The sequence below is a fragment of the Streptomyces sp. NPDC005706 genome, assembly GCF_040631045.1.
Taxonomy (GTDB): Bacteria; Actinomycetota; Actinomycetes; order Streptomycetales; family Streptomycetaceae; genus Streptomyces.
In genome coordinates, this window is the sequence record NZ_JBEXYS010000047.1 from 1 (window position 1) to 20,713 (window position 20,713).

Below are 20,713 nucleotides of genomic sequence, written 5' to 3' on the forward strand. Positions count from 1 at the left end.
CGGCACGCAACATCCTGGCCGCCGGGCTGGCGGCGTCTGCCTGTGGAGACGGTGTAAGACCTCAACGGGAGTCCTCCCGCACGGGGCGGTCGTCGGTGAAGCAGGAACCCCAGCGGGCGACCGCTGGAATCCCCCGCCTTTAGGCAGGGGAGGAAGTCAATCTCCCGATCTCCGACACCGAACTGCCGAACGCCGCAGCCCTCGCCTGACGCTGCAACCGTCTCGGACTGCGTGCCCGGATCGAGGGGCCGGACCGCGGCAGCCTGGGCGCCCGAATCCGAGAGGCCCGCCTGATTCCCTACCAGGCCGTCAGCGGTGCCAAGGAGGCTGCTGACGATCACGTCGCACTGCGCTTGCGTGACGGACGCCGACTCAAACCGCAGCCGGTCAGTGACGCACTCACCCACATCAGCGCTCTCATCGGGGACCACAGCGCCGAACTGTGGGCCGACCCCACCTCGTAGCAGGCGCCCCGATCAGGGCCTGCCGTCGCCCGGGCGCTACTGTCAGGAAGTCTCGCTTGAGGCCGTGGCCCTGTCGGGGTCGTCCATGCGTCGTGAGGTGCAACCTTCGGCCACAGGACGCCACAGCGACGACTAGATAGGTGAGCGCGGACACGGTCATGGACACCACCAGACTCCGAGCGGTGCCCAGCCAGTGCGTGCCCGGGCCGCTGGCCGGGACCTGACGGGCCACTAGCTCCTCGCGTCTGATCTGCAACTGTGACCTATGTTCTCGTCGTCAGCCTCGTCCTGTGTGGCTGCGGCATCGTCAGCTGTGGCCTCGCAGTGGTGGAGTGTTCTTCTGCAGGGTGCACAAGAGGGTGACGAGGCCGGTACAGCCACCCCATCGGAGCTCACTGACTCCAGGAGATCGGTGATGTGGATCACAAATTCTGGACCTCAACCATGCTTGAGGAAGCAGGCTGTTGGACATTAGCAGGGCGGCCGGGCAGCGGCAGCCCTTCACCCGACGTCCAGGAGAACCTGCATGACCACGCTGCTGCACATAGACACCTCCCTCAACGGGGAGAACTCACACTCCCGCGCTGTGACCACAGCCTTCCGCGAGGTATGGGAGAGCCAGCATCCTCATGGCACTGTGATTCAGCGGGATCTCGACGCCGACCCCGTACCCCACCTGCGGGCCGATGCCTACTACGCGGGGTACGTCGCCCCCGCCGACCAGTCCCCCGAAGAGAGGGACGCCTTCGCCCTGCGCGCCCGGCTGATCGAGGAGGCCGAGGCGGCGGACGTGATCCTCCTCAGCGCCCCGATGTACAACTACTCCATCCCTTCAACGCTGAAAGCCTGGATCGACCACGTCTTCGCCGTGGGCCGCACCGCGATGACCGAGCGCCCTTCGCTCGCTGGCGAGCCGGCCGTCGTCGTGACCAGCCGCGGCGGGTCATACCAGGAAGGCACCCCTCAACATGGCAACGACTACGTGCAGAGCTACCTACGACAGGCCCTCGGCGGCGGTCTCGGCCTGAAGGTCAGCTTCATTGTCCCCGAGCTGACTCTGGCCCCGACCGTCCCGGCGATGGCCGACCTAGTCCCGCTTTTCGAAGCCTCCCGCACCGAGGCCCTCGCGGTCGCCGCGTCCCACGCCAAGGAACTAGCAACACGTCTGGCTGCCTAGGAGCGGTCGGCGGCATCGGCCACCAGCCGCTCGCAGCAGGGCGAAGGCCTCGCCAACTCGCAGACCTGCGTACGCAAGCAGCGCGATCAGCAGATCATGCGGCTTGGCCGCGCTCCGCACGATCCGGGACGCTTCGAGCGGTATGAGGATGTGCTGCTCCGTCTGGGGCATCTGAGGCAGACTCACGCCCCGGCAGGGTGTCTGCGGGATCATGTCGTTCTCGACGGCCGGCCTCATGATCTGCGACAGGACCCGGTACGCCTTACTGATCCTCGAAGCACTGAGCTCCTGGGTCCTCATCCCGCCGACCCACTCGGTGATCGTGATCGGTCGGAGGCTCGACAGCTCACGATCACCGAGCGCCGGGGTGATCAGCGAGTTGATCAGGGACCGGTATGACGCCTGTGTCTTGTGCTTGAGCTGCGGAGAGACAGCGGCGAGCCAGCGAGCCGCCCAATCCCGGACGGTCGTCTGCCCCTCGGCAGGGTCGAGCCAGCGGCCCTCTTCGATCTCGATGTGCTTCCGCATCAGCCACCGGTCGGCGTCCGTGGCCGTGGCGAACGTCCCGTCGGCAGGCCGCAGGACGCCGTCCGGGCCCGGGTAGCGAGCCTGGAAGCGGCCGGACGGGAGCTTGCGGACACGACCGAACGTCCGGCGATACCTACGCTTCGGGGCCATCAGGCAGCACTCCTCAGAGCCACCGGGCGAAGAGCGACCGGTTCCACGGTGTTGGTGGCCACGGACGCGTTCACGGCGCCCTCGGGGATGCGGACGTGCCGACCGACCTTCATGAAGGTGATCTGGCGTTCTTCGACAAGCCGCCGGGCGAACCGCACGCCCGTGCCCAGGCGTTCTCCGCCCCGCTCGGCACCGCCGGCCGCCCGCTCCCGCCCAAGAGGCAGGCACACGGAGCATGAGTCAGAACTCGTAGTGGCTGGGGCGGTTGGGTCCGCGACTTTAGCCAGCCACTTTGGCGCGAGCCTCGAAGATCCTGGCCCCAACGTCGGGCTTTACCGGGCAGGTCCACAGACTGCCCGACGCGCCGGAAGCTTACGGGGCCGTGATCACTCGCGCCAAAGCAGCTCCCGGCCAAAGTCACTACGCCAACCGCGTGCCTCACTGACCGCCGCATGATGAACCGCAGCGCGGCCGAACGATGCCGAACCCCTGGGCACCCACCCGACGCAATGGCCGGATTACTCACCTGCCTGCGTACGCCCCGACAAACCGAAACGGTCCGACGGCCCCGAACCACCGGGCCGCCGGACCGCTATGAGAGATCAAGATCCGAAGGTGACGATGTACACGGGGCTGTTGGAGCTGCCCTCGTTGTGCACTACCGGACAGGACGTCTTCTGCTCGGTGTCGTTGGTCTTGACCTGAACTCCGCAGAAGGGTGAATCGTCCCAGTTCAGCGTGTTGATGTTGCTGAGTACGGGGATGTTGTCCCCCCCGCCGTTGTCCTGGGGGTCAGCGCTGGCCACCCCGACACTGGCGAAGAGAATCCCGCAGGTGGCCGCGGCCACCGCTGCGATCTTCTGGACGGTCCTCATGTGTTCTCCTCCACTGCTGTGCCCCGGATCGGGCAGATACCTGGAGAACGATGCGCAAAAAGGATCAGAGCGTAACGTCATTCACCTTCTGATCACTCCTACGGCCGTACAAATCACGAAGTTGCTGGACGAACTTAGCGGGCAAAAGGCCTCGTTGCCCGTCGCGCCTAGCATGACGCTGTTCAAGCCCGGGGTTATCCCTGGGGCCGTCTGTGGGCCGTCGGAGGGCGCCCAACGACGACCAACGCTGACAACCGTCGACAGGTAAGCCACAGGTCGCAGCGTTGATCGATAGCACGACCGCAGGTCAGAGACTCGGCCCGTCACTTCTTCGGCTACTAATTGCATCCAACCGCGCTTGACTCGCCCATTGAAACTCCAGCCCAAAGCCGTTCCACCAACCTTGACCGCTTCGCGCGGTAGGGTACAGCCCATCGCCGGCGGGTTGGGGGTAGTTGTGGCTGATGACCTCGTGTTGGAGTCATTGCAGGTGGGTGACCTCCTAAGGATCAGCTGTCCGATGGCGCCCGCTCGTGTAGCTGGCATCGGCCGCGATTACGCGTATGTCGAGTGGCCATGGCGAGAGATCGACCCAGCCTCACGGTTCCGTTGGAATGGTCAGCGCGCTTTCGCTCGGGATCCGGACTCCCATGAGTGGATAGGCCCCGCCTTTCGAACCGATCCTGAGCCTTGGCATCTGACGCCGAATGCCATGTGCAGAGTCGGTATCCCTGAAACGATCGTGCAGATCACCTCCGTGCACCAGTGCGAGCCGCCGGAGGATCGCGGATGGCTCCCTCGCCCTCGCATCATGCTGGGGTTCATTCCCGCTGATCACCCGGAATACATTGACATCGAAGACGCTGGAGACACGCTCTACTTCCCTTCTGCAGAGCCGATCACGATCGGGCGTGCAGCATCGCCCGTGCAGGGGTGATGGAGCGAGTGTCTAACTGCGTGACAACGGCCACGGACAGCGCCGGACGTACCCGGACAGTCGTGCACGGTTCCAGCAGCCCCGGCACTGGCTGAGCCTGCTCGAGCTCCCAGTCAGATTGCTTCGGGGCGAAGAGCGGTCGTGCCACATCTGTGCCAGATCGGGCGGGGACTCGCGGGGATCGGGGTGGGCAAGGGGTACGTGCCGCCGACTCGATGCAAGGTAGGGAACCGCTGGTCACGCCAGTGATGGCTCAACCTCGCTCCTAAGGTGGGTGTCGCAGGTTCGAATCCTGCCGGGGGCACAAGCGCAAAGGCCCCGGACCGATTACGGTCCGGGGCCTTTGACATCCACTTCTGACTGTGAAGATGTCGGTGGTGTCGCCTGAGCCGGCCTGACCCACCAACTGACCGACGTGCGAGCTGTCTTGTTGATGAAGTGTCGGCCGACTCGGGTGGTGCCGCCCTGCGCGCGGCCGGTCGGGCGTTTGTGACCTCATACTCATAGGAGCCCGGCCAAAGTTCCCATCACAGGGCCGAGCAGACGTGGCCCATGGCGTCCAGGTCGTTCGTACAGTGACGCGCTCCACCTGGACGCCATGAACCACGCCCGCTCCACAGACGTGTGGGTCGACGGCGGACGGGATGGGAGCTGGGGTGAGTGGTGGGTCAGGAGGTATGTACGGTCTCCGCAGACGATCACAGGGGAGGGTCCACGTGTCGAGTGATCTCCAGTTCAGTTGGAGTCTGACCGGAGCAGGTTGGGCAACGTACCGAATCACCGATGGTAGGGCGGAGCACAAGAACAGTCCGAGCTACTGCACCAACGCTCTTGCTGATCTGCTTGTTGGCGTTGCCGGGTTGTACGGCCCTGACGCCACTCAGCGGTTCTCGTTCGACCTGGAGCCCTCAGAGGTGAGGTGGGTCCTCAGCAGCCGTGAGGCGGCCGTCGGCATTGGAATCTACCGATTCCCGGACATGTTCAAGAGCTTCGACCTGCCGGACGATGACGGCCACCTCTTGTGGAGCTCAGAGCAGTCGCGCACCGCGTTCGCTCACGTAGTCGTGGAAGCGGCACAAGACGTTCTGCGCTTGCACGGCGAAGGCGGATATCGGAAGAAGTGGATGCAGCACCCCTTTCCCGTCGCCGAGCTGCGAGAACTCCGTCACCTGCACCTTGAACAGGACACTTGCGATCTCCCCCACGAGCTGCCACACCCGGAGTGAGTCGTGCCCCTCCCGTGCCCGATCGGGCGGGGAACCACGGGCAACAGCGGTGCACGACGGGCGCCGGACACGACGAAGGCCCCCGACCGATGTTCCTGATCAGGGGCCTTCGACCTGCGCGGTGGGTGTGGTATTTGAACCCACGGTGACTCGCGCCACGACGGTTTTCAAGATCGTGTGCAGGAGGCCGCTTGTCGACGCAGCCCCCACGCCCTGAACCGGCTGCTCACGAAGATGCCGACGCCGGCGGACAGTGCAATCAGCAAAAACGAAGCCCCGCCGTCCAAGGTCACGTGACCCTGGACTGCCGTTGCCCCCAGAAAAGCGACGATCCCAGTGAGAGTCACGGCCGCCACGGCAAGGCCGATCGCCATTTCAGCCCACCACATCGCCTGCGTCGGTCGAGTCGTCATGGCGTAGTTGTACATCACGCCTTCCTGCCGTACAGCAGCGAGGTACAGCAACCGTCGCGACCGGAGTCAGCCGCCACCAGTCCCACACAACGGTCGCGGACGGCACCGACGCACGAGCCGAGGCCCGACCAGGCCGGGGTTAGATCGAACTCCTGAAGCGGGTGTCTCGAAGTGCCCCTCGAAGGTCGAGCATGTAATGGCGCGGCGGGGTTTGGTCCTCGGCGTCTAATGCGTCGGGCTTGGGCTGGACGGTGTGCCGATAGCCGCGCCGCCCTTCGAGTGCCTTGGCGATGGTGGCGCCGTGCCAGCGGTTGGCGTCGCCTCTGGCGTCGTCCGGCTCGGGCTAGTGGCCCCGGATGTGGTCGGCGCGGATCGTGACGGTGGTGACACCGGTCCGGGCGGCCTCGAACTCGCGGGCGGTTTTGAGGCGCTTCTGCTCGAGGTCGGGGCAGCCGCCGGATAAGAGGCGTCGAGCGTCCTGGAGACGGGTTGGGCATGAGATCCGGTGGGCGCAGTCGCAGGGTGGTGCGCGCCGAATGTCCTGGAGGGTGGTTGAGCGTCGTGAGATCGGGTGGGTGGGAGGGTACCGGGCCCGCTTTTGGCAGTCGCCGGGCCGGAGGGCGGGTGCGTGGGGGTTACGGCGGGCGTCGCTGCTGCCCGGTCGTCGCTTCCGTTAGTGCTCGATGTGGCGGCGAGGGTTGCGCCTAGGGCCACGGAGAGGGCCAGGGCCGTGCCCACTGCCAGGCGACGGCTGTGGCGGGTGCCGTGGGGGAGGTTGCGCCGGGCGGTCGCTGCCTCCTGAGTCCGTATGTGCTCCTCCGCTCCGGGGTGGGCGGCCAGCGGCGTCGGAAGGCGCGCCTTGGAGGGTGCCGAGAGGGGCAGGGGGTATGGATCGGGTCCGGCGTGCTGGGAGGCGAGGGCCTTTGCGCACTGCTCGGCGTCCGGGCGGGCCTGGGGGTCCTGGGCGGTCATGGCCCGCAGCAGGTCCGCGAGGTCCGAGGGGAGCCAGGTGGGGACTTCGGGTGGGCGGTGGAGGCGGGCGACTGTCGCTTCCAAAGGGGTGCCCTGGTATTCCAGTTCGCCTTTCAGGCACTCCAGCAGGACCAAGCCGAGCGCGTAGACGTCGGCGGCCGGCTCGATCCGCCTGCCTTCAACCTGCTCCGGTGCCAGATAGGCGGCGGTGCCTATCAGCACGTCCGGTGCCGTGTGGCGGGTTGCATTGGCCAGGCGCGCGATGCCGAAGTCGGCAAGGTAAGGATCACCGGCCGCATCGAGGAGGATGTTCGACGGTTTGACGTCTCGGTGCACAACGCCGGCCTGGTGGACATAGGTCAGCGTCCGCGCGAGGGCGGCGCCCACATCCACCACACGCCGCTCAGGCAGCGCTCCACACGCCAAAAGGCTGCGTAGCGTGGGGCCCTTGATCAGTTGCATGACCAGGTAGGTGCGGTCGTCGTGGCGGCCGGCGTCGTAGACGGTGACCAGTCCCGGGTGCTGCAGGCGGGCCAGAAGGATGGCCTCCGCGGTGAGACGGTCCTCCGTCTGCGGGTCCGGGCCGGGCCGGAAGATCTTGACGGCCACGGGTCGCCGAAGGCGCGTGTCGACGCCCTGGTAGACGTCGGCCATGCCTCCGGTCCCGATGCGCGCGCTCAACCGGTAGCGGCCGGCGAGGACTTCGGCGGGCTGCTCATCCGCTGGAACCGGCGCGGGCGTCGGCGGGGCTGCTGACTCGTGGGCCTTCATCTGGTTCTCCGTTGCTGTCACCGCGTACCGGATTCGGCCATGGGCCATCTGCGAGGCGGGTACCCCCAGCCTGTGTCAGATATCCGGACCAAGTCGGCGCAGCGACGAAAGCGGCCCCACTTCCCCCGTGGCTGGTGTGGCAGCCCACCCCGCCCACCTGCTTGACTCAACCCGAGGTGAAGGCAGGGTCGTCGTGTAGGAGGGCCCACACCACGCTGGTGCGGCGTCGTGCGAGGGCGATGACGGCTTGGACGTGTTTGCAGAGCCCTCGCCGCGTTTCTGTCGAAATCCTCGTCCGCTGGGCGTAGGGCCGCAGAACACGAAGCTGTACCGCTTCGGCCGCTTCCGTCGGGAGAACCGCGCCTCGAGGATTCTGCGCGCATGGAGAGTCCTCGAGGCGCGGGGCGGAGGTCAGGGCCGGTATTCGAAGGCTCCGATGTCGCATGCAGGACCTTGAGGCCGTAGCACGCCGCGCTGGTCGGCGGAGGGGCAGTCAGCGCCACCGTCGAGGGCGGGGCTGCCGGGCAGTAGCGCCACAGTGTCTGTCGGACCGCCGTTTTCGTCGAGGGGTGCGAGGTGGGGATCACGGCTGGGGAGATCGCCTTCGGCCGTGAGGTGGCAGTGGTTTCCGCTGTCGAGGTTGTTGCCCCGTGACTCGATGGCGGCGAAAACATTCTTGCAGTCGCTGGTGGTCTGGCCGATGGTGTTCTCAGCGATGATGGTGTTCTTCAAGGTGAGGTGACCCAGCGGCAGATTCACGGGGTCGGTGATTGGTCCCGGCAGGCTGTCCAGGTAGGCGGGGGCGATGTTGATTCCGCCGCCGCCGTCGGTGGCGGTGTTGCCGGTAATCGTGGAGTTGCGGATGTCCACCAGGCCGGTGCCGCGTATATCGATGCCGCCGCCGTATCCGGACAGGCTGCCCGGCCGGTCCCAGTCGTCGGTGACGCGGTTGTCCGCGATCGTCGAATTGATCACGGTGCCGGCGTCGTCGAACCGGATGCCTCCGGCCTCGCCCGCTGTGTTACGGCTGACGGTGCTGTCGATCAGCGTCAGGTGGGAGTCGGGGATGTTGAAGATGCCGCCTCCGTAGCCGGCGCGGTTCCCCGTTACCGTTACCCGGCGCAGCGTCATGCTCTTGCCATTGGCGATGCCGCCTCCGCCGGGGTCGGTGATGGGCACCTCCCGCTGCTTGGCGTCCCCTCCGGTGATGGTGAGGTCGGACAGTTGCGTGTCGGCGCCCATGCGGAAGACCCGGTCGATGTGGTCGGCGTCGATGATCGTCTCCCGCGCGCTGGCCCCGCGGATGGTGGTCGGTTCGAGGATGTTCAGGTCGCCCTTGGTCGGGTCGGCGGTGCGCCCATTGAGCTGGTCGGGGTCGGGGGGAATGGTCAGCCGGTAGTGGGCGGCGGGTAACTCGATGGTGCTGCCGGGCTGGGCGTTTGCGGACATGACCGCCGCGCGCAGGGTGCAGGTGCCTCCGGCGGTGCGGCAAAGACCGTCGAACGCATCCGCATCCACGGCGTCTTGGGTGGAGTCGACCGTGAAGGTCGCCGACGCGGAGGCTGCTTGCGCAGAGCGCGGGGCGGCGGCCGCGACTCCCGCGAGGGCCACCGGTAGAACCGCCAGCGCCGAAAGTAAAGTTGCTCTTCGCATGAAGGCGCGCTCCTGTTTCCTCGAAAGATGACGTGGGTGAGAAACGCTTGCGTCTATAACGTGTACCAGACTGTTTCTCACTCATGAGAGAACCAATCCGGCCGCTGCTGCAGCCGAGCCTGACCGACCTTCCCCGCGGGCCGCACGGGCTCGCGCGTGAGCGTGTGACGGGTTCGCAGCGCCAGCGGCTGCTCTACGCGATGACGGCCGTGGTTGCTGACAAGGGCTACATCACCGCGACCGTGGCCGATGTGACGGCACGGGCAGGCGTGTCCCGTAAGACGTTTTACGAGCTGTTCGCGGACAAGGAGGAGTGCTTCATCGCCGCTGCCGAGACAGGCCGCGAGCTGATGGTCAAGCGGCTTGAGGCGTCGTTTGCCCGCTCGTCGACGCAGTCGTTCTCCCCGGTGGCGACGCTGCGTGCCTCCATCCGTGCCTTCCTCGGGTTGCTCGCCGAAGAGCCCGAATTCGCCAAAGCGTTCTTCCTGGAGACGGCGGCGGCAGGCGGCCCGGCGCGGGAGCACCAGGACGCCTGCCGCACCTGGTTCGCCGAGTCGATGCGCGCCTGGCACCACAGGATCCCCGGCCACCGCAGTGTCCCCCATGAGACCTACATGGCCGCGGCTGACGCTACACACGAAGCCGTTTGCCGCCTCCTGCGCCAGGGGCGCGTCGGCGAGGTCCCCGCCCTGGAGGACGCCGTACTGTACATCTGCCTTGCCCTGATGGGCGTGGCCAATCCGGCAGAGGACGAAGGGTGAGCCGGGAGGCGCGACGCGCCGGAGGCCGACCGCCGTATGGGTCGACTCAGAAGCCAGCCGCTGTGAAGCGCCACGCGTTGTTGTGCCAGTCCGTCAACTCTCTTCGATAGCAGCGGTCAAACAGCACCGACCTCGACGACCGCCTACGAGATCAAGGGAGTGGATCCCAGCATCGCCATCGCTGTGGAGCAGTCATCCGACGACGTCATCTTCGTCAACGTCGACTCCGACAAGAAGCTGCCTGAGATCAAGAAACTGATCCACGGTTCCTGATATCGAGTGCGGGGCGCCACCGCAGAGAGGGCGCCCCGCACTCGTCCCGAATCTGTCCTCCGTGCCCGGAGAGACGACGTTCAGCTCACGCTGTCGATCTCGAGACCGAAAGACTGGCTCGTAGACCCGCTGACATTCGAGGCCCGGCCTGACGGCTGGGACGACGAGTGGGGCCGCGCTGTGTTCAGGCGGCCTTGAGGGTCTTGCCTGGCCGTGGACGGGCTGCGGAGGGATGGACGGGCGGCCGCGAGCTGGCGGGCCGCGGAGGGATGGACGGGCGGCCGCGAGCTGGCGGGCCGGTCGGGCATGAAGATGCACACCTCGGCCTTGCAGTACCGGCCGTGCCAGCTTCGAGGGGTGCCCACGCTCCCGACCCGGAAGCGACCGCCGAGGTAGTGCGTCAACCTGTCCAGCTGGCGCCGGTCCTCTCCGTCGGGGATCGAGAAGGCCATGTATCCGCGCGCATAGGCGCTTCCGTCGGTGCGCTCGATGATCCGCCACTCACAACGCGGCATCCACGGCTGGTGGGACAGCGTGTGCGCGGATTCTTCCGCCTCGGCCTTGTTGGCTGGCCTGCGGGCCATGGCCGCTCTCCTGTCTGGGTTTGTGTCAGAACCAGTGGGGGCGGTAGGCGCGGCCTCGGCGGGTGGGACAGTCGTCTCCCGGCTGGAGCGGCACGCTCCCGGCCGCGTACGCACCGGCGGCCTCCTCGGGCGTCAGGAGTCGGCCGGCGAACAGCCACTTGGCGCCGGACGGCTCCCAGCCCTTCGGGTCGATGCGGTAGATGCGTTCGACGGTGCCGTCTACCGCGATGACCGCGAACTCGGCCTTCTCCCGGACCTCCTGGCCGATGAGCCACTCGCCTCGGTCGGAGTCGTGCTGAGCGCTGCCGCCGACTTCGCCGTACGTGCCTCGGGGATCGGCGGCGTCGTGGTGGACGCGGTTGCGCCGGGAGATCACTACACAGACCCGGTCCCCGGCCCGTTCGAGGTGGCCCCACCGTTTACGGGCGGCCTGCCAGCTAATCCCCCAGGCGTCGCCGATCTCTTCGTAACTGGCCTCGTTCTCCAGGGCTAAGCTCACGTCAGTGCCTGTGTTGGCCTCGCACGCCTCCGTGATCACCTTGAGCGCTGCCAGCCGGGCGAGCCGAGCCGCTTTGATCTCCTCCTCGCTCAAGTCCCTATCGTTCACGTAAGCGGGAAGGCCGCGGGTGCCCCGGCCACGTCCACGCCGGAACTGCGCACCCGTACCAGGTCCTACCCTCGGCGCGGCCGGCGGAGCCGCTCGGTTTCGGCGGCGGAACCTGTTCCCCCCGGAACCGGCTACCCGAGGTCCTGCGGGGCGATGCGGCGGGATTCCCCGGGCCGCGCACGAGGCGCAGGGCCTGCCGCGGGGGATCGGACGAGGCGGCCCTGCGCAGGAGGGTCAGCGGGTGGGGTCGAGAAGGATCTTGCGGACGCCGTCGGAGCGGCCTGCGAACAGTTCGTACGCCGCCGGGCCTTCGGAGAGGGGGAAGCGGTGGGAGACCACGACCTCTGGCTTGATCCGGCCGGCACGGGTGAGGGCGATCAGAGCAGGGAGTTCGTAGTGCACAGAGCACAGCCCGATGGCGAACTCCAGTTCCTTGATCTGCGCAAGTCCCATATGGAAGGGGAAGGCTTTGCTCTGGCTGACTCCGATGACGCTGACCCGGCCGGCCTGCCGGACGGCCTTGAGGGCGAGCTCGATGGTGGCGTCCGAACCCACGGCCTCCACCACGGCGTCCGGCCCGCGTCCGTCGGTCATGTCCCGTATGGCCGTCCGCGCGTGCTCGCCTTCGACCGGCTCGACACCCAGGGTGGCGGCGAAGGCGCGGCGCTCCGCGACCAGGTCTGTGCCCAGTACCCGCGCGGCGCCCATCGCGAAGGCGGACTGGGCGGCCATGAGGCCGACCGGGCCGAGGCCGATGACCAGGACGGTCTCGCCGGGCTGGATGCGGGCTCGGCGGCAGCCGTACCACGCCGTGGGGGCGTTGTCCGTCAGGACGACGGCGGCCTCGTCGGAGATGGCCTCGGGCAAGTGCACCAGATTGACGTCGGCGTAGGGCACCGCCAGGGTCTGGGCCTGGCTGCCCGGGAGCTGCGGGCTCACTCCGAAGCAGAGGTCCGTGCTGGACGTGGCGCGCTCGCACCGGGCGGTGAACCCGGCCGCGCACGACCGGCACTGGTCACAGCCGACAGAGGCGGGCACCAGAACCCGGTCGCCGGGCCTGAAGCGGGTCACCTGGCCGCCGGTGTCGACAACTACGCCGACGCACTCGTGCCCCGGCGTGTAGCCCAGTTCCGGGCTGAACGGGTTGCCGTGGAAGATGTGCAGGTCGCTGCCGCAGATGCCGGCCGCTGTCACCTGCACCACCGCGTCGGTAGGGCTGGTGACGGCCGGGTCGGAGACATCCCCGTAGCGGATGTCGTGACGGCCATGGTAGGTCAGTGCTTTCATCGTGTTTCTCCCCCTCAGGCCGGTCGGTCCGCGATCTTCAGCACGAGCTTGCCGTGGTTATCGCCACGGAACAGGCGCAACAAGATCGCCTCCTCGACGTGCTGCCAGCCGGTGGGCCGCGGCTCTCCCACGGGACGTGCGGCCAGGCGCACCTGGCCGTTGATTCTGCTCAACTCCGGCGGCTCCTTCGACGGTCGCGTTGGATCGGCGGCCGGCACGGTCGGCAGGCCGGCATCGGCGCGCACTGACGCTTGAACAGAGCATACCGGCCAGTCGGTACGGGTGGTGAGCGTATGGGCGCCGTGCCCTCGGAGACAAGAGGGAGCCCGGCGCGACATACGATTTATGCGCTCGGCCGCCTAGGGTCCGTCTTCAAAGATCATCGGCTGTTGGATCATGGTGGGGTGATCCGTCGCCATGAACTCACCGATCGAGAGCCAGGCTCGGCGTCGCGTTCCACGCGGACCGGGGCACGGGAAGCTGTCGCCTGACCGTCTGCAGCGAGCAGCACCCGCGAGTGGGAGGCGGCGGCGGTAGGCCAGGAATGTTCGCCGTCCCTGTGTGGTTGCACAGGGCGTGATGGTGAAGGGGACAGTGTCCCCGGGCCTCATCTATTGCCTGTGGGGACGATCGTTCGGCTGAAGCCCCGCAGAGCCTCTCGCCGCGTAGGCGACCGCCCTTCACGATCACACCCTTTCAGGCTCGGCCCCGGCCAGCGCACGCTGGCCGGGGCCGAGCCTTGTCTTCATACCCTCACCGACCCGTGACTCTGCGCGGCGATCGTTTCGTCCCCGTGGCGGGGGCTGGGCTCTCTACTGCCCCGGAGCGCCATCGACGGCGGCCGTGATCACGGTGGTGCTGTGTCGGGCTTGGTTGCCAGCTCTGCGGGAAAGCGGTGAGGCCCTGGGGCCGCGGAGAGGAGTCACTTACGCCTGCCGACGCGGCCTGTGCGCCAGCGCGCGGCGGGGTATTCCCCACCGCAGCCGTTTCAGTTCGTGGGGGGCCCGCGGCGATGCCACACACGAGGAACATCGAAGCGAGCAGGAGAACGCCCAGGCAGAGGCCACCACGCGCAGCAGGGCTCCGGTCTAGCCGGTCGTCGGGTTACGGAGCACGGTGGACCTGCCGCCATACTGTGCGCATGGAGCGGATAGGGGGGTACCTCGTCGAGCGCAAGCTCGGTGAGGGCGGGATGGGGACCGTGTTCCTGGCCCGGACACGGGGTGGGCGCGCGGTCGCGCTGAAGGTGGCCAAGCCGGAGCTGGCGGCGGACCCGGTCTTCCGGGAGCGGTTCCGCAGCGAGGTCGAGGCGGCCCGCACGGTCGGTGGCTTCCACACCGCCTCCGTCGTCGACGCCGACGTCGACGGCGACCCGCCGTGGCTGGCGACCGCCTACATCCCCGGGCCGACCCTCGCGGCCCGGCTCGCCGCCGAGGGTCCGATGGACGAGCCGCAGCTGCGGGCGCTGGCCGCCGCCCTCGCCGAGGCGCTGGAGTCCATCCACGGCCGCGGCCTGGTGCACCGCGACCTCAAACCCGGCAACATCATCATGGCCGAGGACGGGCCCCGGGTGCTGGACTTCGGGATCGCCCGGGCCGTGGAGTCCACCCGCTTCACCGCCACCGGCACCGCCTTCGGCACTCCCGGCTTCCTCGCCCCCGAGCAGGCCCTCGGCCACGACGTGACCGGCGCCGCCGACGTGTTCGCCCTCGGTGCCGTCCTGGTCGCCGCGGCCGGTGGCAGCGCCTGGGGCGAGGGCACACCCATAGGGCTGATGTACCGCTCCGTCCACGAGACGCCCGACCTGGCCGCCGTGCCCGCCGGGCTGACGGACCTGGTCTCGGCCTGCCTGGCCAAGGACCCCGCGGCCCGGCCGACGCCCTCCCGGCTGCTGGACATGGTCACGGGAGAGTCCTGGGAGCCGGGTCCGCCGGCGTACTCCCCGACCGTCGCCGTTCCCCCGGTGCCCTCCCCGTACGCCCCGCCCGCCCCGCAGCCCTTCGCGTCGGCCCCCCCGGCGTACCGGCAGCCGTCGCCGCTTCCCGCGACCCCGCCGGGGAGCCCGTACGGGTTCGGACCGCCCGTCCCGCTGGGCCCGCCCGAGGTGGTGCTCACCGACCGGGACAGCCGTGTCGTCGTGAACGCGACCGGGATCATCCTCGAAGTCGGTGGCGCAGCGGCGGACTTCGAATGGGCGGAGATCGCCGGGGTGGTGCGCACCCCGCGGGGTAACCGGCTGACGGTGACGGTCCGGCTCTGGGACGGCAGCGTGTTCGAGTGTGAGCTGAACGCCCGCCGGACGGCCCGGCTGACCGAGTGGCTCACCTGGCTCGACCCCGTGCTCGGCGCGTACCTGGCCGGGCGGTAGGGGACCGGACAGAGCGGGCGAGTTCGTCAAGCCGTTTCGCCAACGGTTGTGACGACGTCATGACTTGTGCCCTCCTTGGCTTGGCCGCCCTTGCGCGGGGCACGGACCGCCTACCGGGAAGCCGCCACCGGGCGGCGCCGGCAGGAGGAGGGCGTCATGGACCGTCGGATTCGGGTACGCGTCAGCCGTCGGCCCGCCGCCCCGCGCGAGCCGGAGATCGACCGCCGGACCCCCTCGGGGCGCATCCTGTCGTACTGAGCTCCCGTCCTCACCTGGCGGCGTGCGCGAGGCCCAGCACGTGCCGGGACGGCGAACGGTCAGCGAGTACGAGATGGCCCGCGTCCTGCGCAACGCCGAGCTGTCATCATGGCGAGCTGCGGGGCAACACCTGCCTGGGCACCGCCCAACTGGCCAAGGCACGCGCGCTGTCCGGTTACCAGCAGCACACAGTGGCTGGGGATCCTCGACCCTCATGATCGCGGTCGTAGGGGCGCGGTCCTATTCACCGCGCTGGTGCTCGTCGTGATCTTCGGTGTCGCCGCTCTGCTGTCCCGCGTGTGTGGCCGCCGGCGTCACCAGCCTGACCTCGCGGCCAAACAGTCCCCTCCGGTGGGCGGCGGAGGGGACGACGCGTGGACGGGCGGCGAGGGGCGCTCGAAACGGCAGTACGCCGCCGGCGCCGGACAGCCGGCCGCCGCCTACTGCCTATACCTCCACCGTCTCGCCGCCGGCGAGGACACCACCGCGAGCTGGTGACACCAGCAGACCGACGACGTCCAACCCCACGTCCCCACACCCTGGCCCGGCGCCCAGGAGGGTCGGGCACCCGTATCCGCAGGTAACCGTTTCGTCGGCCACATACCAAAATCGTGTCAGCACAATCCTGGCGCCGAAGTTGCGTGGCCCCAAATCCTGATAGATGCACCACACAGCACAGGCAGAGAGCCGAATTGAGCCAAAAGCGCGGTAGTTGTCACAAAGGCAGGCTCGTTGTCACCTGGGAGATCGGGCGCCGGACTCGGGGATGTCGGCCGACTCGATGGTGGTGGGCCGGCGTCCGCCGCAGCAGGCCACCACTGCTGTCGCCGTGGAGTTCAGGAAGATCGTGAACCAGGATGACCTGTCCACCGCGTCGATGGATCCGGTACGAAGCGGCTCTTCCCCGGCTCGCGCAAGGATGTCCACGCTGTCGGCCAAACCATCGATCGTGTGGCCACGCTTCAAGGAGTGGTGCATTCGGCGCCGGAAGACGCCCGCGTGCCGGTTGGCCGGCACCAGGCCGTCCCAGACGACGAAGTCAGCCCCGGCGATCAAGGCGGCGCGCGCAGGTCCGCACGCCGGGGTCTGTTCGCGGAGCATGGCGATGAGGTCGTCGCGAGTCACACTGCCGCCAGGTGACAGGAAGGCCGGCGATCGGCTGTGTGTGACAAGTACAGCGCCTCCCTGGTGACAGTCCGGCTGCTCCGGACCTCGTTGTGCGATGGCGGCCAACCGGGGTTGCTGAATCTTGAAACGCCGCGCGCACAGGCAGACCGAGACCCACACGTACGCCCCCGTCCCGCAGGGTCCAGCCGTTCAGGTTAACCGCCCGGCGGGAAAAGCGGTTGGTGATGTCCACCAACTCCTGGTTCAGCGAACGGTTCGAGCGGTCGTGGTGAGGTGTCTGGCGCTACCCGACATCAACGGACCAAGCCCGCATCACGGGACGAAACAAAGTGTGGGAACGACCTCTTATCTGGCTGGTGCCTCAGCGATGACGTGGGCGGGCACGCTGGTACTGCTTCGGCCACGGGACGTCGTCACCGAGCACGCGGGCCGCGCGGAGCGGCCAGGTCGGGTTGCGCAGCAGTTCGCGCGCCAGCATGATCGCGTCGGCCGAGCGATCCACGAGGATCTGGTCGGCCTGCTCCGGTGCGGTGATCAGGCCGACCGCGGAGACGGGCAGGGCCGCGCCCTCGCGGACGGCTCGGGCGAAGGGAACCTGGTAGCCGGGCTCCACTTCGATACGGGCGTTGTGGACGAGGCCGCCGCTGGTGACATCCACCAGATCGACGCCGTGGGCCACCAGGTGCCGCGACAGCTCGACCGTCTCCTCCGGCGTCCAGCCACCGTCGGCCCAGTCCGTGGCCGAAAAGCGTACGAACAGCGGGCGGTCCTCCGGCCACTGCGCCCGTACGGCGTCGGTGACCTGGACGAGGAAACGGCTGCGCCCGTCGAGATCGCCTCCGTACTCATCGCCGCGGTGGTTGGACAGCGGTGACAGAAACTGGTGCAGCAGATAGCCGTGCGCGGCGTGGATCTCCAGGACCTCGAAGCCGGCGGACAGCGCCCGCGCGGCGGCCTCGCCGAAGGCCCGGACCAGAGCGCGGATGTCGTCCGCGCCGAGCTCCCGTGGGGCCGGCCAGTCGCCGAACGGCAGCGGAGACGGTGCCACCGTCTGCCATCCTCCGGCCTCCGGTTCGACGTACACGTCACCCTCCCAGGGCGGTGCCGTCGACGCCTTGCGGCCGGCATGGGAGATCTGGATGCCGGCAATGGCTCCCCGCCCGTGGACGAAGTCGGTAATCCGCTTGTACGCGGCGGCCTGGCCGTCATCCCAGATGCCGGCGTCGGAAGGGGTGATCCGGCCCTCAGGTTCCACTGCCGTGGCCTCCTGCATGACCAGGCCGGACCCGCCGCGTGCCAGGGAGCCGAGATGGACCAGATGCCAGTCCTGCGGATAGCCGTCGACCGAGCTGTACTGGCACATGGGGGCCACCCAGGCCCGGTTCGGGAAGGTCGTGCCGCGGAGGGTGAGCGGCGAGAAGAGACGGCTCATAGGAGGCCTCGCAGGAGGGATGGGGGACGACGGGTGCCCCGCAGCCGTCGAGCCGTGACGGCCTGGGATCCTGCGGGGGCGCCCCTCACAGTGAGGTGCACCCGAGTACCCGGCCACTCGTGGCACAACCACGGCCAGGGGTGCCCACCCACGCGGATGTCCCGGTACGTGGCGGTCCCCGCGGATGTCCCGGTACGTGGCGGTCCCCGCGGATGTCCCGGTACGTGGCGGTCCCCGGGCCGTGGTCCGGGTCAGGCGGCACACCGCCGACGACGTCGACGCGCGCCGACATCGCCGTGATCGTTCGGGAAGAGGGGATTCTGAACGAGAAGCACATTCCACAAGCACTGTTCCGCGCTCCTCGTAAGGCGGGATGTGCGCACCGCCCTGCTCGGTCTCATGCTGCGCCGCCGCGGGCAGGTGCCCGGCCTCGCGGGAGTGGTCCAGCGTGATCTGCTGGGCGACGGCTCGGCGAGCTTCTCCCCTTGAAGGGACAGGCCGGTCAGACGTCCCCGCCGCAGGCCTGCTGCGTCCATGAGCCGGTAGGCGGCAGTGCGCAGGTCGTCGTCGTGCGCGGAGACCTCGGGCAGGCGGTAGGTCTTGCTCCAGCGGCTGGTCCCGGCGAACGTCAGCATCAGGGCCCCTTTCGCCGACCGGAGCCACATAGCCGATGACGTCGCGCGCTGCGCCCTCCCCGAGGGTGCGGGTGACCACCCAGGTGGAGAGGTACTGGGATGCCAGGCAGCCCCTGCTGTGACGATGTTTCCCTCGGCGTGAAACGGCGCGTCCAGCACGGTCACGTCGCAGGCTTCGACAAAGGACCGGCTCTTCACATCGGTGCAAGCCGGCCTGCCGTCCAGCAACCCCAGCCGGGCGAGCGCCAGCGCGCCGGAGCATCGCGCACCGACCGCCGACGCCGCGGCGGGCGAGGCGGAAGCAGCGGAGTGACACGATCCCACAGATCATCAGGCACAAGATCATCCGACACCCACTCTGCCGCCCGCCAGCCCACTGCCAAGCCTGTTGGCCAAACTCATTCTGAAATGATCAGAAAGGTGGGAACGCCCTGCTACGACAGGGCTGCGGGGCCCCGGGCGGCCCTTCGCCGTGCGCCCGGTCAAGGGCCGCCTCCCGCTCCGCCCACGATCCTGCAAGGTCGAGTTCGGCCTGCGTCCCGGGCGGGGCACGGCCGGAATAGCGGTAGGGGGCTGCGGCCGACGGACGCGCCGCAGTGCGTGGTGCCCGTCGGCGGGTCCCCGCGCAGTGGCCGGACGCGGCCGTCGGCGGGCGACGGCCGCCAGTGTGCGAAGGAACAGCCACTGTCGGCTCCGGATACGCAGGATCCGCCGGCACTGTTCCGCCGTATACGCGTGGCGGACCGCACGGCGCCCGGCAGCGCTCCGTCACCGGGTGTCGCGCGGACGAGGGGCCTACCGTGGGAGATGGTCCCGGCGTCGGCCCCACCGACCGGCCGGTCGTTCACGCCGGGGGCGGAAGGAGGCACGAGATGTCCGATGCGATACGGGACACCACGGCCCGGCGCGTACGACATTTCGTCGAGGCCGGATATCCCGACGCCGGGCCCGTCGAGGCGGCGGTGGAGGGAGCCGTCTACCGACTCGGGGACGGAACGGTGGCCAAGGTGTGGGAGCGCCGACGGGGATCCGAACTGCGGCGGATGCAGCGCTTCTACGCCGATGCCGCGGCGCACCTGCCGTTCGGCGCCCCGGAGATCCTCGCCGTCGAGGACATGGACGGTGTCCCGATGACCGTGGAGCGGGAGCTGTCCGGCGAGCCCCTGGCGGGCAGGATCCGCACCGACGACCCGGACGAGGTGCTGCCCGAAGCGGTCGACTGCCTGATCGGCGTGCTGCGCGCCCTCTCGGACGCCCATGACGTCGACGAGGTCAAGCACCTTCCTGTGCTGGACGAGGAACGCCCGCTGTGGGAAGGCCACACCACTTTCGGATCCGCCCTGGCGGACCTGGTGGACCGGCGGGTCAGTCGGTGCGCGGACCGGCTCTCCACGCATGTCCGCGACTTCGACGACACGCGCGCCCGGCTGCTTCGCAAGCTGCGCTCGCTGCCCCGTACCGACGAGGCGGTCGTCCACGGTGACGTCTTCCCGGAGACCGTGCTGGTGGACGACGACCTGCGGCCGCTCGCCCTTGTGGACTACGGCTTCCTGTCCACGGGCGGGGACCCCCGGTTCGACGCCGCCGTGGCCGCGGCCATCTTCCCGGCGGGCACCGAGCACGCCCCGGAGATCACCCAGCAGCTCACCACGCGGTTCGCCGACGAGTTCGGCTACGCGGTCGACGACCTCCTGCTGTACCGGGCCGCCTATGCGATGACCACGAGCGACGCCTTCGCGCCGGGCGGCGGTGACGAGCACTTCGCCTGGTGCGTCAGCGTGCTCGAGGACCCGGCCGTCGCCGAGTCCCTGCACCGGTGACGCACCGCAGGCAGCCGGACAGCCGGGCGGCCGGGAAGTTCCGGTGACGGTGTGTGTGGTGCCCTACGATCCCGAGCGGATCCAGGGGCACATGGCCCTGGTGGTCGAGCGGCCGTTCTCTCTGCCGACGACGTCCGAGGAGGCCACGAAGACAGCGGGTGGATGGTCGAGCGGAAGGCCGGGGTTCCAAGCAGTCAGGCACTGCGCGCTTGGTACAAACAGCGGCTGGGGTAGCGCCGTCAAGGGCCAGAACCGCTAGGACCCAATGACCTTCTCGCGTTGGTGCGGGACGCCAGACCAACGGGCCTCACCCGGACGACGTCGCCAACCCGGCCCAAGAGAGTGCCCAGCACCTGCACTTCATCAGGAACCCCCAGCAGGCCGACTTCCTCGT

At 68.6% G+C, this 20,713-nt stretch carries 17 protein-coding genes and 6 pseudogenes; 9 read left to right on the forward strand and 14 right to left on the reverse strand.

Annotated features, from left to right (window positions below; genetic code table 11):
- The 3 genes and pseudogenes from ABZ478_RS37215 to ABZ478_RS37225 form a co-directional block, all read left to right on the forward strand.
- Nucleotides 1-143: pseudogene (locus ABZ478_RS37215) on the forward strand (RNA-guided endonuclease TnpB family protein); the annotation flags it as partial.
- Nucleotides 144-152: 9 nt separating this feature from the next.
- Nucleotides 153-464 (forward strand): annotated as a pseudogene (locus ABZ478_RS37220) (His/Gly/Thr/Pro-type tRNA ligase C-terminal domain-containing protein); the annotation flags it as partial.
- Between the two features lie 526 nt (nt 465-990).
- Nucleotides 991-1,641, forward strand: coding sequence for an NAD(P)H-dependent oxidoreductase (locus ABZ478_RS37225; RefSeq protein ID WP_359556912.1), 651 nt, complete (start codon nt 991-993; stop codon nt 1,639-1,641).
- A 27-nt stretch (nt 1,642-1,668) separates the two neighbouring features.
- Here the strand turns inward: ABZ478_RS37225 and ABZ478_RS37230 are convergent.
- The 3 genes and pseudogenes from ABZ478_RS37230 to ABZ478_RS37240 all read right to left on the reverse strand — a co-directional run.
- Nucleotides 1,669-2,319, reverse strand: a pseudogene (locus ABZ478_RS37230) (site-specific integrase); the annotation flags it as partial.
- Nucleotides 2,319-2,543, reverse strand: coding sequence for an excisionase family DNA-binding protein (locus ABZ478_RS37235; RefSeq protein WP_359556985.1), 225 nt, complete (start codon nt 2,541-2,543; stop codon nt 2,319-2,321). The gene ABZ478_RS37235 and the pseudogene ABZ478_RS37230, both read right to left, overlap by 1 nt.
- 378 nt (nt 2,544-2,921) lie before the next feature.
- Complete coding sequence (locus tag ABZ478_RS37240) at nt 2,922-3,194, reverse strand: hypothetical protein (RefSeq protein WP_359556915.1); 273 nt, start codon at nt 3,192-3,194, stop codon at nt 2,922-2,924.
- A gap of 1,653 nt (nt 3,195-4,847) precedes the next feature.
- Here ABZ478_RS37240 and ABZ478_RS37245 point away from each other — a divergent pair.
- A complete protein-coding gene (locus tag ABZ478_RS37245; protein ID WP_359556917.1) occupies nt 4,848-5,357 on the forward strand; it encodes a hypothetical protein in 510 nt (169 codons plus the stop codon).
- A 167-nt stretch (nt 5,358-5,524) separates the two neighbouring features.
- Here the strand turns inward: ABZ478_RS37245 and ABZ478_RS37250 are convergent, their stop codons facing one another.
- From ABZ478_RS37250 to ABZ478_RS37260, 3 genes are all read right to left on the reverse strand, one after another.
- Nucleotides 5,525-5,785, reverse strand: coding sequence for a hypothetical protein (locus tag ABZ478_RS37250; RefSeq protein ID WP_359556920.1), 261 nt, complete (start codon nt 5,783-5,785; stop codon nt 5,525-5,527).
- 210 nt (nt 5,786-5,995) lie between these two features.
- Nucleotides 5,996-7,513, reverse strand: coding sequence for a protein kinase (locus tag ABZ478_RS37255; protein WP_359556923.1), 1,518 nt, complete (start codon nt 7,511-7,513; stop codon nt 5,996-5,998).
- Nucleotides 7,514-7,924: 411 nt separating this feature from the next.
- A complete protein-coding gene (locus ABZ478_RS37260) occupies nt 7,925-9,166 on the reverse strand; it encodes a right-handed parallel beta-helix repeat-containing protein (RefSeq protein ID WP_359556924.1) in 1,242 nt (413 codons plus the stop codon).
- Nucleotides 9,167-9,249: 83 nt separating this feature from the next.
- Here ABZ478_RS37260 and ABZ478_RS37265 point away from each other — a divergent pair, with 83 nt between their 5' ends.
- A complete protein-coding gene (locus ABZ478_RS37265; protein ID WP_359556927.1) occupies nt 9,250-9,927 on the forward strand; it encodes a TetR/AcrR family transcriptional regulator in 678 nt (225 codons plus the stop codon).
- A 120-nt stretch (nt 9,928-10,047) separates the two neighbouring features.
- A pseudogene (locus tag ABZ478_RS37270) lies at nt 10,048-10,200 on the forward strand (DUF6281 family protein); the annotation flags it as partial.
- Between the two features lie 80 nt (nt 10,201-10,280).
- On the opposite strand, the gene ABZ478_RS37275 reads toward ABZ478_RS37270, so the two are convergent.
- The 4 genes from ABZ478_RS37275 to ABZ478_RS37290 all read right to left on the reverse strand — a co-directional run bounded on the left by ABZ478_RS37275 (nt 10,281) and on the right by ABZ478_RS37290 (nt 12,923).
- On the reverse strand, nt 10,281-10,784 hold the full coding sequence (locus tag ABZ478_RS37275; protein ID WP_359556930.1) for a hypothetical protein: 504 nt from the start codon (nt 10,782-10,784) through the stop codon (nt 10,281-10,283).
- Nucleotides 10,785-10,809: 25 nt separating this feature from the next.
- Nucleotides 10,810-11,376, reverse strand: coding sequence for a hypothetical protein (locus ABZ478_RS37280; RefSeq protein ID WP_359556932.1), 567 nt, complete (start codon nt 11,374-11,376; stop codon nt 10,810-10,812).
- A gap of 249 nt (nt 11,377-11,625) precedes the next feature.
- Nucleotides 11,626-12,678 carry an alcohol dehydrogenase catalytic domain-containing protein gene (locus ABZ478_RS37285; protein WP_359556935.1) on the reverse strand — a complete coding sequence of 351 codons (1,053 nt, stop codon included), beginning with the start codon at nt 12,676-12,678 and terminating at the stop codon, nt 11,626-11,628.
- Nucleotides 12,679-12,692: 14 nt separating this feature from the next.
- Nucleotides 12,693-12,923, reverse strand: a complete 231-nt coding sequence (locus ABZ478_RS37290; RefSeq protein WP_359556936.1) for a hypothetical protein — start codon at nt 12,921-12,923, stop codon at nt 12,693-12,695.
- An 896-nt stretch (nt 12,924-13,819) separates the two neighbouring features.
- Here ABZ478_RS37290 and ABZ478_RS37295 point away from each other — a divergent pair.
- Both ABZ478_RS37295 and ABZ478_RS37300 read left to right on the forward strand, forming a co-directional pair.
- Entirely contained in the window at nt 13,820-15,046 is a 1,227-nt protein-coding gene (locus ABZ478_RS37295) for a serine/threonine-protein kinase (RefSeq protein WP_359556939.1), read from the forward strand.
- A gap of 513 nt (nt 15,047-15,559) precedes the next feature.
- On the forward strand, nt 15,560-15,802 hold the full coding sequence (locus ABZ478_RS37300; RefSeq protein WP_359556942.1) for a hypothetical protein: 243 nt from the start codon (nt 15,560-15,562) through the stop codon (nt 15,800-15,802).
- Nucleotides 15,803-16,039: 237 nt separating this feature from the next.
- Here ABZ478_RS37300 and ABZ478_RS37305 read toward each other — a convergent pair whose 3' ends face one another.
- The 4 genes and pseudogenes from ABZ478_RS37305 to ABZ478_RS37320 form a co-directional block, all read right to left on the reverse strand.
- Nucleotides 16,040-16,429: a hypothetical protein gene (locus ABZ478_RS37305; protein ID WP_359556945.1), complete on the reverse strand. Its 390-nt coding sequence runs from the start codon at nt 16,427-16,429 to the stop codon at nt 16,040-16,042.
- Between the two features lie 172 nt (nt 16,430-16,601).
- Nucleotides 16,602-16,697 (reverse strand): annotated as a pseudogene (locus tag ABZ478_RS37310) (lamin tail domain-containing protein); the annotation flags it as partial.
- Between the two features lie 96 nt (nt 16,698-16,793).
- Entirely contained in the window at nt 16,794-17,864 is a 1,071-nt protein-coding gene (locus ABZ478_RS37315) for an NADH:flavin oxidoreductase/NADH oxidase (protein WP_359556988.1), read from the reverse strand.
- 645 nt (nt 17,865-18,509) lie between these two features.
- Nucleotides 18,510-18,789 (reverse strand): annotated as a pseudogene (locus tag ABZ478_RS37320) (AraC family transcriptional regulator); the annotation flags it as partial.
- Nucleotides 18,790-19,371: 582 nt separating this feature from the next.
- Here ABZ478_RS37320 and ABZ478_RS37325 point away from each other — a divergent pair.
- Nucleotides 19,372-20,319: a phosphotransferase gene (locus ABZ478_RS37325; protein ID WP_359556948.1), complete on the forward strand. Its 948-nt coding sequence runs from the start codon at nt 19,372-19,374 to the stop codon at nt 20,317-20,319.
- Nucleotides 20,320-20,713 lie beyond the last annotated feature (394 nt).